Origin of the sequence: Actinoplanes sp. OR16, from assembly GCF_004001265.1 — a bacterium.
Lineage (GTDB): Bacteria > Actinomycetota > Actinomycetes > Mycobacteriales > Micromonosporaceae > Actinoplanes.
Genome location: NZ_AP019371.1, coordinates 3,526,342 through 3,538,681 on the forward strand (window position 1 = coordinate 3,526,342; position 12,340 = coordinate 3,538,681).

Consider the following 12,340-nt stretch of genomic DNA (forward strand, 5'->3'; position numbering starts at 1 on the left):
AGGACTCCAAACCCCGTGGCCAAGGACTACTACGGAATTCTCGGCGTGAGCCGGGAAGCCACCGACGACGAGATCAAGCGCGCCTACCGCAAGCTGGCTCGGCAGTACCACCCCGATGTCAACCCGGATCCCGAGGCGCACGAGAAGTTCAAAGAGATCAACGCGGCCTACGAGGTTCTCTCGGACGACCAGAAGCGTCAGATCGTCGACCTCGGCGGCGACCCGCTCGCGCCCGGTGGCGGCGGCGCGCCCGGGCCCGGCGGAGCCGGACCTTTCGTCGGTTTCCAGGACATCATGGACGCGTTCTTCGGCACGGCGGCCGGCGGCGGCTCCCGTGGCCCGCGCCCGCGCACCCGTCCCGGCGCCGACGCGATCCTGCGCCTGGAACTCGACCTGGTCGAGACCGCGTTCGGCGTCGAGGCGCCGATCACCGTCGACACCGCGGTCCTCTGCACCCAGTGTTCCGGCGCCGGCACCGCCCCCGGCACGCACCTCGCCACCTGTGAGGTCTGCGCCGGCCGCGGCGAGGTCCAGTCGGTGCAGCGCACCTTCCTCGGCCAGGTCGTCTCGTCCCGCCCCTGCGCCAACTGCCAGGGCCACGGCACGGTCATCCCGACCCCCTGCCCGACCTGCGCCGGCGACGGCCGGATAAGGACCCGGCGCTCCCTCACCGTCAAGATCCCGGCGGGCGTCGAGGACGGCATGCGCATCCGTCTCGCGCAGCAGGGCGAGGTCGGCCCCGGCGGCGGCACGGCCGGCGACCTCTACGTCGAGATCCACGAGCGCCCGCACGACGTCTACTCCCGCAAGGGCGACGACCTGCACTGCCGCGTGACGCTCCCGATGACCGCGGCCGCGCTCGGCACCCGGATGACCATCAAGACCCTCGACGGCGAGGAGAACATCGAGGTCAAGGCCGGCACCCAGCCCGCCAGCACCCTCCGCATCCGCACCAAGGGCGTGCCCCATCTGCGCGGTCAGGGCCGCGGTGACCTCTTCGTCCACCTCGACGTGAAGACCCCGACGAAACTCACCGCCGACCAGGAGCGCATGCTCCGCGACTTCGCCAAGACCCGCGGCGAGGACGTGGCCGAGCTCTCCAAGCAGGGCGGCTTCTTCTCCCGGATGCGGGACGCTTTCAACGGGCATTAAAGAGATGTCGCAGCGGGGTGGGGGGTGCGGACCGCCGCTCACGCCGAGGGCCAGGCGCGGAGTCGCTGCGCTCCCGCGCCCGGCGGCCTGCGTGAGGGGTTGCGCCCCTCTCCTCTCAGTCCCGTTGTAGCGTTCAGCGGGTGTCCGCACCCCTGTTCCTCGTCGACAGCCTGCCCGCCGAGGCCACCTACACGCTGGACGGACCGGAGGGTCATCACGCCGCCACCGTCCAGCGTCTCCGGGCCGGTGAGGCGCTGATCCTCGCGGACGGCCGCGGCGGCACCGCGACGGCCCAGGTCACCGCCGTCGCCAAGGGCAGCGTCGACATGACGATCGGCGAGCGCGCCTTCCAGCCGGCGCCGGACCCGCTGCTCGTCGTAGTGCAGGGCATCGCGAAGGGTGACCGCGGCGAGCTGGCCGTGCAGGCGATGACCGAGACCGGCGTCGACGAGATCGTCCCGTGGGCGGCGTCCCGTTCGGTGGCGCAGTGGCGGGGCGACCGCGGCCACAAGGCCCGCGACAAGTGGGCGGCCACCGCCCGGGAAGCCGCCAAGCAGGCGCGCCGGCCCTGGCTGCCGACGGTGGCCGGCGACCCGGACTGCTCCACGAAACAGGTCGCCGCCCGCCTGGCCGGGGCCGCCGCCGCGTTCGTGCTGCACGAGGAGGCCACCGAGCGCCTCACCCGAGTCCCGCTGCCGTCCGCAGGCGAGATCGTCCTGGTCGTGGGCCCCGAGGGTGGCATCAGCGACGCCGAACTGGCGGCGTTCCCCGATGCCACCCCGGTCAGGCTGGGTGACGCCGTCCTCCGTACCTCGACGGCCGGAGTGGCGGCCCTGTCAGTCCTCTCGTCCCGCCTCGGCCGCTGGTGAAGAGCCCGCGACGCTGATCGTCGCGGTCAGCCGGGGGTCGTCCAGCGCGTGCGCGGCCGTCACCGTGTAGCTGCCCGGGATCGTCTTCCAGCCGCCGTCCCACACCTGGAAGGCGCGGTCCGGCAGCGGCACGTGCACCATGACCGTCTCGCCCGGGACCGCGCTCACCGACGCGAACCCGGCCAGCCAGCGCGCGGGCCTCTCCACGGTCCCGGCGTCGGAGCTCAAGTAGATCTGGACGACCTCTCGTCCCGGCCGCTCGCCGGTGTTGGTGACGGTCACGTCGACACCACTCTCGGTGACCGTCAGTAGCCCGTACGACCAATCGGTGTAACCCAGACCGTGACCGAACGCGAAGAGCGGGCTCGCCCCGGACCGCAACCACCCGCGATAACCGACGAAGATGTCCTCGTCGTAGGCGAGCGTGCCGCCCTCGACCCGCACCGCCAGGACCGGGCAGTCCTCTTCATGCCGCGGCCAGGTGGTCGGGAGCCGGCCGCCCGGTTCGGCCACGCCCAGCAGCACGTCGGCGAGGGCAGCGCCGGCCTCCTGACCGGGGAACCAGGTGAGCAGCACCGCGGCCGCCTCGTCGGACCAGGGCAGCAGGACCGGCGAGCCGGCGTTGACGACGACGACCGTACGCGGGTTGGCGGCGGCGACCCGGGAGACGAGCTCGTCCTGGCGGCCGGGGAGGGCCAGCGAGGTGCGGTCGAAGCCTTCCGACTCGACCTGCTCGGTGGTGCCGACGACGACCACGGCGACGTCGGAGCGGGCCGCGAGCTCGACCGCCTCGACGATCAGGCCCTCGTCGTCGGGGCCGGGCGGGCGGTGACCGAGCGTGGTCGCCACCGAGTGGGCCATGCCGGGTTCGAACGTCTGCCGCAGCACCACCGGGACCGTCACGCCGGCTTCCAGCGTCACCGGGAAGCGCTGCTCACGCGGGTGCAGCAGCAGGTCGGCGCGGCCGGTGCCGGGCGGGTGCAGCGAACCCTCATAGAGCTTCTGGTCGCCGACGGTGAGTTCGAAGGCCCCGAACCCGGAGATCGCGAGCAGGTGCTCACCGGAGACATCCGGACTCATGGTGGTGCGCAGCGTCATCGACGTCACCGTTGCGACGTCACAGCCGCCCGGCAGATCGCCGATCCAGCGGACGGTGCCGGTCGCGACCGTGAAGTCGTATCCGTCCAGGTCGAGCTCGAACGACCCCCACGACGGACCCGACGCGGCCGGCAGGAACGGGCGGGGATCGGCGCCCACGGCGTACGCCACGTCGACCCCCGGCAGCGCCGCCCGCAACCCGTCCAGGGGCGAGATCACGTGCGGCGGGGTGACCTGAGCGCTGCCGCCGCCGAGCACCCGGGCATCGGTCGCCAGCGCGCCGATCACCGCCACCCGAGTGAGGTCGTTCCCGGTCAGCGGCAGAACGCCGTCGTTCGCCGCCAGCACGAACGAACGGGCCGCCACCTCGTGCGCGACAGCGGCGCCGTCCTCGTCCAGCGGCGGGTCGGGCAGGCGGAATCCGTCGAGCGCGCCGGTCCGGGCCGCCAGCCGCAGCACCCGCAGGACCTTGTCGTCGATCAGTTCTTCGGCGACCTTCCCGGCCCGGACCGCCTCGACCAGCTTCGGCCCCCACGGGTTGTCCATGGCCGGCATCGCGATGTCCAGGCCGCCGGTCGCGGCGGCGACGGTGTCCCGGGCGGCCCGCCAGTCGGAGACGACCACGCCGTCGAAGCCCCACTCGCGCTTGAGGATCCGGTCCTGGAATTCCCCGTTGGAGGCCATCGGCGCGCCGTTGACCCCGTTGTAGGCGCTCATCACGCCCCACCCGCCGGCCGCCACGACCCGCTCGAACGGCGCGAGGTAGATCTCCCGCAGCGCCCGCTCCGGGATCTCGACGTCGACGGTCATCCGCTCGGTCTCGAAGTCGTTCCCGACGAGGTGCTTCACCGTGGTCCCGACGCCGTGGCTCTGCACCCCGGCCACGAACCCGGCCGCGATCTCCCCGGTGAGCAGCGGATCCTCCGAGTAGCACTCGAAGTGGCGGCCGCCGAGCGGCGTGCGGTGCAGGTTCACCGTCGGGCCGAGCAGCACGTGCACGCGCTTGCGCCGGGACTCCTGGCCGAGCAGCCGCCCGGCCCGCGCGGCGAGGGCGACGTCCCAGGTGGCGGCGAGCGCGGTCGGGCTGGGCAGAGCGATCGACGGGTCGTCCGGGGCGTAGCCGGTGCCGCGGACGCCGACCGGCCCGTCGGACATCACCAGCGACGCGAGGCCGATGCGGGGGATGGCCGGCAGCGACCAGAAGTCCTGCCCGGTGAGCAGGGAGACCTTCTCCTCGAGCGTGAGTTGTTGCAGGACTTCATTCATGAGAGCGCTCCCACGGACGGCGACAAGGTTCCGGTGATCACCTCACCACATAAGATCCGACAGGTGGAAAACACCTGCCTGTTCTGCCGCATCGTCGCGGGCGAGATCCCGGCGACCGTCGTGCACCGCACCGAGACGACCCTCGCGTTCCGTGACATCGACCCGAAGGCGCCGACGCACGTCCTGGTGATCCCGGTCGCGCACCACGCCGACGTGCTCTCCCTCGCCGCCGACCCGTCCGCCGCCGCCGACGTGCTGGCCGCCGCCGCGGCGGTCGCCGAGCAGGAAGGGCTCACCGGCGGCTTCCGGCTGATCTTCAACACCGGGCCGCACGGTGGCCAGGAGGTCTTCCACGTGCACGCGCACGTCGTCGGCGGCGCGCCACTCGGGCCGATGCTGGCCGCCCGATGACGACGGCCCGGTACGAGCGAGCCGCCCGCCGGGCCCAGGCCGACGGCCGGATACCGGCCCTCTCGGTCGCGCTGCACCGCGCCGACCGCGAGCCCTGGGTCTTCACCCTCGGCGAGTCCGGGAACCCGGGCCACCCGCTCGGCCCGGACACCCGCTTCCGGATCGGCTCGGTCACCAAGACGTTCACCGCGGTGCTCGTCATGCAGGCCCGCGACGAGGGCCTGATCGACCTGGACCAGCCGGTCAGCGCGTACCTCGACCTGCCCGCGCACGGCGACGCCACCCTGCGCCGGCTGCTCTCGCACACCGCCGGTTTCCAGCGCGAGCCGTACGGCGACGTCTGGGACACCCTGATCACCCCGGACGCCGCGCGACTCCTCGACGAGCTGGACCGGGCCGAGCGGGTCCTGCCGAACGCCCGCCGCTTCCACTACTCGAACCTCGGTCTCGCCGTCCTCGGCCAGCTCGTCGCGAAGGTCCGCGGCGGCACCTGGGAGCAGATCCTCCAGGAGCGCATCCTCACGCCGCTCGGCCTGAACGCCACCACGGTGCAGGCACCGCCGCAGGCCGCCGTCGGTTACGTGGTCGACGCGTACTCCGACGCCGCCCGCCCGGAGCCGCCGGTCGCCCTGGAAGGGGTCGGGCCGGCCGCCCAGCTCTGGAGCACCGCCTCGGACATGGCGAAGTGGGCCGCGTTCCTGACCGGCCCGGAGCTGATCGACCCGGACGGCCGGGTGCTCGCGGCCGGCACGCTCGACGAGATGCGCTGGCCGCTCACCACCACCGACGAGACGCTCTGGGGCGCCGGCTTCGGCCTCGGGCTGATCCTGGTGCCGGAGGGCCGGCGGATCATCCACGTGGGCCACGACGGCGCGATGCCCGGATTCCTGGCGGGCGTCTACGGCCGGCGCGGCGGCGAGGGCAACCCGGGCGCGCTGGGCTGCGCGGTCCTCGGCTCGTCGGGAACCGCGGGACAGACCAACGAGCTGGTGCACGAGCTGCTCCGGCTCGCCGTCGAACTGGACCCCGCCGAGATCAAGCCGTGGCGGATCGCGCCGCCCGCGCCGAAGGCCTACCGCTCGGTGCTCGGCCGCTGGTGGAGCGAGGGCTCGGAGTTCGTCTTCGCCTGGCACGACGGCCGGCTCGAGGCCCGGCTCGCCGAGGCGCCGGCGGACCGCCCGCCCGCGGTGTTCGCGCCGCTGCCGGACCGGCCCGACGTGCTGCGGACGATCTCCGGCCGGGAAGCGGGCGAGCAGTTGCGCCTGACCCGCGACGACAGCGGCGCGGTGACCCGGATGCACTGGGCGACGTATCGGTTCACCCGCTGGCAGGAGGGGTTCGACGGAGGTCGCGCGTCGGACGGCCACGAATAGCGGACCGGCGATAATGGCATCGGCGGGGACGGGGGCGAGCGGATAGGATGGCACGATCCTTGAGCACGCCGCCCCCGACCGGGCGGCGAAGAGTTAGAGAGCAGGTGGCGGAGGCCCGCAGGGCCGCCCTATGACCGGAACGCCGAACCCTTCCAGCACGGGCTCGTCCAGCCCGGTGCGGGCGCAGTCCAAGATCTCGGTGAACGATCCGAAGATCATGGTGAACCTGCTCGGCGCCAAGGACGAGATCCTCCGCCTCATCGAGCGGTCTCTCGCCAGTGACGTGCATGTTCGCGGCAACGAGATCACGATCACCGGTGAGCCGGCTGACAACGCCATCGCCGAACGCCTCTTCTCCGAGCTCGTCGAGCTCATCGAGAAGGGCGAGACGCTGAGCGTGGACGCCGTCCGCCGCACCCTGGCGATGCTCGAGGCGAACACCACCGAGCGCCCCGCCGAGGTTCTCACCCTCAACATCCTGTCCCGGCGCGGGCGGACGATCCGCCCGAAGACGCTGGGCCAGAAGCGTTACGTCGACGCCATCGACGAGAACACGATCGTGTTCGGGATCGGCCCCGCCGGTACCGGCAAGACGTACCTCGCCATGGCGAAGGCGGTGCAGGCGCTGCAGGCCAAGGAGATCAGCCGGATCATCCTGACCCGGCCGGCGGTCGAGGCCGGTGAGCGGCTCGGCTTCCTGCCGGGCACGCTGACCGAGAAGATCGATCCTTACCTGCGTCCGCTCTACGACGCGCTGCACGACATGCTCGACCCGGAGTCCATCCCGCGGCTCATGGCGGCCGGCACGATCGAGGTCGCGCCGCTCGCCTACATGCGGGGCCGGACCCTCAACAACGCGTTCATCATTCTCGACGAGGCGCAGAACACCACGCCCGAGCAGATGAAGATGTTCCTGACCCGGCTCGGCTTCGGCTCGAAGATCGTGGTGACCGGTGACGTCACCCAGGTCGACCTGCCGGGCGGCACCACCAGCGGCCTGCGGATCGTGCGGGAGATCCTGCGCGACGTGGAGGACGTGCACTTCGCGGAGCTGTCCAGCTCCGACGTGGTCCGTCACCGCCTGGTCGCCGAGATCGTCGACGCCTACGCGCGGTTCGACGCCGATCAGGAACAGCAGGCAGCACAATCCGTCCACGCCGTGCCGGGGCGGGCCGCCAGCGGTGGCCGGCCCAGCCGACGGCGCTGATTCACAAGGGGTAATCGCACCACTATGTCCATCGAGATCGCCAACGAGTCGGGAGTCGAGGTCGACACCGACGCGATCCTCGCGGTTGCCCGGCACGCCCTGGACGAGATGGGGGTCAACCCGCTCGCCGAGCTGTCGATCCTGCTCGTCGACATCGACTACATGGCCGAGCTGAACCACCGCTGGATGGGCAGCGACGGCCCGACCGACGTGCTCGCCTTCCCGATGGACGAGGGCAGCGTCGACCACGGTCCCGGCGAGTCCGGGGTCGGTGAGCCGGCGCTGCTCGGCGACATCGTGCTGGCGCCGGAGGTGGCCGCGAAACAGGCGGCCGTCGCCGGTCACTCGGCCGCCGACGAGCTGCACCTGCTCACCGTGCACGGCGTCCTGCACCTGCTCGGCTACGACCACGCCGAGCCGGACGAGGAGCGCGAGATGTTCGCCCTCCAGAACAAGCTCCTGCAGAGCTGGCGCGCGACACGCAAGGCCGGCTGACATGGAGCCCCCCTCTCTGCTGGCAGCGTCCGCGTCGGCGGGCCTGCCCGACCTGCAACTGATCATTTTCGCGGTGGGCCTGGTCCTGCTCGCCGGTCTCGCGTCGATGACCGACGCGGCGCTGGCGACGGTGAGCCAGGCCCGCGCCGGTGAGCTGGCGCGGGAGGGGAAGCGGGGAGCGCACGCGCTGGCCACCGTGGCCGGCGACGTCGTGCGATACGTGAATCTGCTGCTGCTGCTACGCCTGCTCTGCGAGCTGACCGCGACGACGCTGGTGGCGCTCGTGGCGGTGGACACCTGGGGCGTCGGCTGGCAGGCGGCGCTGGTCGCGGCCGGCACGATGACGCTGGTCAGCTTCGTGGTGATCGGGGTCGCCCCGCGGACCGTCGGGCGGCAGCACGCCTACGCCGTGGGCCAGGCCACCGCTCCGCTGGTCCGCTGGCTCGGCAAGGTGCTCAACCCGCTCGCCCAACTGCTGATCCTGATCGGTAACGCGGTCACCCCGGGTAAGGGTTTCCCGGAGGGCCCGTTCGGCAGCCAGGTGGAGCTGCGGGAACTGGTCGACCTGGCCGAGCAGCGCGGTGTCGTGGAGCACGGCGAGCGCGAGATGATCCACTCGGTGTTCGCGCTCGGCGACACCATCGCCCGCGAGGTCATGGTGCCGCGGACCGAGATGGTGTGGATCGAGGCGCCGAAGTCGCTGCAGCAGGCGCTCTTCCTCTTCCTGCGGTCCGGGTTCTCTCGGATCCCGGTGATCGGCGAGAGCGTCGACGACGTGCTCGGCGTGCTCTATCTGAAAGACGTGGTCCGCCGCACGCAGGACGGCGACCCGGCTGCCGCGGCGCAGGCGGTGGCCGACGCGATGCGCCCGGCGACGTTCGTCCCCGAGTCGAAACCGGTCGACGACCTGCTCTCCGAGATGCAGTCGGCCCGCACCCACCTGGCGATCGTGGTCGACGAGTACGGTGGCACCGCCGGCCTGGTCACCATCGAGGACATCCTCGAGGAGATCGTCGGCGAGATCACCGACGAGTACGACGTCGAGCGCCCGCCCATCGAGCACCTCGAGGACGGCGCGGTCCGGGTGGCCGCCAAGGTTCCGATCGAGGACGTGGGCGACGTGTTCGGAGTCGAGCTGCCCACCGATGAGGTGGAGACGGTCGGCGGCCTGCTCGCGCAGACGCTGGGCCGGGTGCCGATCCCGGGCGCGGCCGTCGACGTGGGTGGTCTGCACCTGGTCGCCGAGGGCACCGCCGGGCGCCGGAACCGGATCGACTCGGTGCTGGTGCGCCGGTCCGAGCCTGAAGCGGGGACCGGCAGAAACGACGAGAACGTCACCGAAACAGAGGAAAGACAACCCGCAGATGCCTGAGCAGACCTTCGCCGCCGTGCCCGTTCCGGGCACCGACGGCACCCCGCTGAGTGCCGAGGACGCCAAACTGGTCACTCTGGCCCGCAGCTCGCGCGCCCGGTCCAGCGCGGCCGAGGGCGCGGCGGTCCGCGACCAGGACGGCCGCACCTACGCGGCGGCGTCGGTGGCGCTGCCCAGCCTCACCGTGACGGCACTGCAGTTGGCCGTGGCCCAGGCAGCCGCCTCCGGAGCGACGAAGCTCGAAGCGGCAGCGGTGGTCACCGAGGCGCTGGAGCTGGACGGTTCAGGCCACGCCGCCGTGCGTGACCTGGCCGCCTCCGCACCGATCCACGTGGCCGGCACCGACGCCGTCCTGCTCGGCACGGTCGTCCAGTGACGGCGGAGCGGGGCAAGCCGGGCAAATCGGCGGCACGGCGCCAGCCCGGCAAAGGCGCGGCGCAGGAGCGGCCCAGGCGGTTGACGACACAGGGGGAGCCCGTCAGGGGTGCGGCTCAGGATCGTCCCAAGAGGCTGACGGCCCAGGGAGAGCCCGTGAAGGCCGCGGCCCAGGACCGTCCCCAGCGGCTGACGGCCCAGGGAGAGCCCGTGAAGGCCGTGGCCCAGGACCGTCCCAAGAGGCTGACCGCACAGGGCGAGCCCGGGAAGGCCGCGGCGCAGTGGCAGCCCCGGAAGGCGGCGCAGCGGCAGCCGGGCAAGGCGGCGGCGCAGGAACAGCTCGGGACCGCGCCGAAGAAGCTACGGCACTCGAAACTGCGCAAGTCCGAAAATGCCCAGCCGGATCGGGCCGCGCCGCCGGCCGATCAGCGCCGGCTCACCCCGGGGGAGCGCAACGCCGAGCGCCGCCAGGAGCGCCAGCGCGCCAAGCGCGAGGAGCAGAACACGGCTCAGGGCGGGCGCGGTGGGCGGCCTTCCACCTCTGGCGGATCGGGGGGAGCCCGCACCCGCCGGGGCGCCGAGCCGGGCGTGGGGCGGTCGCGGCCGGCTGTTGCCGAGGAGCGGTCGCAAGAGCTTGAGGGCCGGCGTACCGGGAATGGGTCCTCGCAGAGAGTGCACCGCCACAAGGCCGCGCGTCCCGACAAGCGCGAGGACGGGGTCTATCGTGCCGGTTTTGCGTGCTTCGTCGGTCGGCCCAACGCCGGCAAATCGACGCTGACGAATGCAATCGTCGGTCAGAAGATCGCGATCACGTCGAACAAGCCGCAGACCACGCGGCACGTCATCCGCGGCATCCTGCATCGGGAGGACTCGCAGCTCGTGCTGGTCGACACGCCCGGTCTGCACCGGCCGCGCACGCTGCTCGGCGAGCGGCTCAACGACCTCGTGCGCGAGACGTGGAGCGAGGTCGACGTGATCGGAATCTGCTTCCCGGCGGACGAGCCGGTGGGGCGCGGCGACCGGTTCATCTCCTCGGAGATGACCGAGCTGAAGGCCACGGTGATCGCGGTGGTCACGAAGGTCGACCTGGTCAGCCCGCAGGTTCTGGCGGAGCGGCTGCTCGCCGTCGCCCAGCTGTACGACTTCGCGGAGATCATTCCGGTCAGTGCCGTTTCCGGTCACCAGGTCGAGGCGCTCACCGACGTGATCGTCAAGCACCTGCCGGAGTCCCCGCAGCTCTACCCGGACGACGTGCTCACCGACGAGCCGGAGCAGGTGCTGATCGCCGAGTTGATCCGCGAGGCGGCGCTGGAGGGTGTGCGCGACGAGCTGCCGCACTCGATCGCGGTGATGGTCGAAGAGATGCAGGTCGAGGGCAAGACCACCAAGATCTACGCGGATCTGTACGTCGAACGCCCCAGCCAGAAGTCGATCGTGATCGGAACCCGGGGCGAACGACTCAAACAGGTCGGTTCCCAGGCGCGCGTGCATATCGAGGAGCTTCTGGGTACGAAGGTTTATCTCGATCTTCACGTGCGGGTCGCGAAGGAGTGGCAGCGGGATCCGAAGCAGCTTCGTAAGCTGGGCTTTTGAATCGATAGTTAGACATTTTCTGACTATGGGATAATTCACCGGGATTTGCGCTTTTCGGTCGCAGCCGGGTAACACCTTCGGTCATGCGGAACCGGTACCTGGACCTGCTTCGCGCCGTGGCGACCGTGCGGGTCGTGGTCTACCACCTCACCGGGTGGACGGCGCTGACAGTGGTCTTCCCGGCCATGTCGGTGATGTTCGCCCTGGCAGGCTCGCTGATGGCCGCGTCGCTGGACCGGTTCGGCGTCTGGTCGGTGGAGCGCCGGCTGCGGAGGCTGCTGCCGTCCCTGTGGGTTCTCGGACTGTTGATCGCGGTGCCGGCGATGCTGATCGCCGGCACCCCGTTCGACGTACACCTGCTGCTCTGGGGATTCCCGATCGTGGACCCGGAGGCGACGGGCTGGTGGATGCAGGCGCTGAGCCACACGTGGTATCTGCGAGACTTCCTGTGGTTCGTACTGTTGTCCCCACTCCTTCTACCACTTTTCCGGAAATTTCCTCTGATTTCGGTTTTGGTGCCTTATGGAGCGCTGCTGATCCTGGATCTTGGAGATTTCGCGGCGCCGGCCATTGCACATGATCTTGCTTTGTACGGCGGCGCCTGGCTCCTCGGCTTCGCCCACCACGACGGCCACCTGAGCCGGCTCGGGCGCAAGAAGCTCCTGATCGTGGCGGCGGCGCTGGCAGTGCCGGCTGCGGCCTGGACGATCACGCATCCGGGACCGCGAGGCTACGACCTCAACGACATCCCGATCGGCAACGCCCTCTGGTCCGCCGCATTCATCCTGGTGGCCCTGGGCTCCGCACCGATGGTCCGCGAGAACCGCGTGCTGACGGTGCTGAACGCGAGGGCACTGACCATCTACCTCTGGCACATCCCGATCATCGTGGCGGTGACCCAGGTAGGCGAGGCCCACGGCCTACCGGTGGGTGGCTGGGTGGGCATCACCTGGCGTGCGGCAGTGGTCTTCGTCCTGCTAGGTCTCGTGCTGGCGGCGGTGGGCTGGGTCGAGGACGTGGCAGCAGGCCGACGTCCGCAACTGATCCCAGGCCAGGCACGCATGCCGGTGCCGGTCTCCCCAGCACCAGCCCAAGCCCCGGCCCCGGCGTCAACGTCGGTCTAGCCGGA

At 71.2% G+C, this 12,340-nt stretch carries 11 protein-coding genes; 10 read left to right on the forward strand and 1 reads right to left on the reverse strand.

The genetic code is table 11. From position 1 onward, the window contains the following. Positions 1-15 precede the first annotated feature (15 nt). Both dnaJ and EP757_RS16380 read left to right on the forward strand, forming a co-directional pair. Complete coding sequence (gene dnaJ, locus EP757_RS16375) at positions 16-1,152, forward strand: molecular chaperone DnaJ (RefSeq protein WP_127547004.1); 1,137 nt, start codon at positions 16-18, stop codon at positions 1,150-1,152. 140 nt (positions 1,153-1,292) lie between these two features. Then, entirely contained in the window at positions 1,293-2,021 is a 729-nt protein-coding gene (locus tag EP757_RS16380; protein ID WP_127547006.1) for a 16S rRNA (uracil(1498)-N(3))-methyltransferase, read from the forward strand. On the opposite strand, the gene EP757_RS16385 is transcribed toward EP757_RS16380, so the two are convergent. Then, positions 1,989-4,385 carry a beta-glucosidase gene (locus EP757_RS16385; RefSeq protein WP_127547008.1) on the reverse strand — a complete coding sequence of 799 codons (2,397 nt, stop codon included), beginning with the start codon at positions 4,383-4,385 and terminating at the stop codon, positions 1,989-1,991. The two genes, EP757_RS16380 and EP757_RS16385, sit on opposite strands and share 33 nt — an antisense overlap. Before the next feature lie 63 nt (positions 4,386-4,448). Between EP757_RS16385 and EP757_RS16390 the strand changes: the two genes are divergently transcribed. From EP757_RS16390 to EP757_RS16425, 8 genes are all read left to right on the forward strand, one after another. Continuing rightward, on the forward strand, positions 4,449-4,796 hold the full coding sequence (locus EP757_RS16390) for an HIT domain-containing protein (RefSeq protein WP_127547010.1): 348 nt from the start codon (positions 4,449-4,451) through the stop codon (positions 4,794-4,796). Then, positions 4,793-6,169 carry a serine hydrolase gene (locus EP757_RS16395; RefSeq protein WP_127547012.1) on the forward strand — a complete coding sequence of 459 codons (1,377 nt, stop codon included), beginning with the start codon at positions 4,793-4,795 and terminating at the stop codon, positions 6,167-6,169. Before EP757_RS16390 ends, EP757_RS16395 begins: the two co-directional genes overlap by 4 nt. Positions 6,170-6,299: 130 nt before the next feature. Continuing rightward, entirely contained in the window at positions 6,300-7,376 is a 1,077-nt protein-coding gene (locus tag EP757_RS16400) for a PhoH family protein (protein WP_127547014.1), read from the forward strand. 24 nt (positions 7,377-7,400) lie between these two features. Next, positions 7,401-7,871: an rRNA maturation RNase YbeY gene (gene ybeY / locus EP757_RS16405; RefSeq protein ID WP_127547016.1), complete on the forward strand. Its 471-nt coding sequence runs from the start codon at positions 7,401-7,403 to the stop codon at positions 7,869-7,871. A gap of 1 nt (position 7,872) precedes the next feature. Next, positions 7,873-9,243, forward strand: a complete 1,371-nt coding sequence (locus EP757_RS16410) for a hemolysin family protein (protein ID WP_127547018.1) — start codon at positions 7,873-7,875, stop codon at positions 9,241-9,243. Beyond that, a complete protein-coding gene (locus tag EP757_RS16415) occupies positions 9,236-9,619 on the forward strand; it encodes a cytidine deaminase (protein ID WP_127547019.1) in 384 nt (127 codons plus the stop codon). Before EP757_RS16410 ends, EP757_RS16415 begins: the two co-directional genes overlap by 8 nt. A gap of 671 nt (positions 9,620-10,290) precedes the next feature. Further along, positions 10,291-11,211: a GTPase Era gene (gene era, locus EP757_RS16420; RefSeq protein ID WP_127554272.1), complete on the forward strand. Its 921-nt coding sequence runs from the start codon at positions 10,291-10,293 to the stop codon at positions 11,209-11,211. Positions 11,212-11,294: 83 nt separating this feature from the next. Further along, complete coding sequence (locus EP757_RS16425) at positions 11,295-12,335, forward strand: acyltransferase family protein (protein WP_127547021.1); 1,041 nt, start codon at positions 11,295-11,297, stop codon at positions 12,333-12,335. The last annotated feature ends 5 nt before the right edge of the window (positions 12,336-12,340 follow it).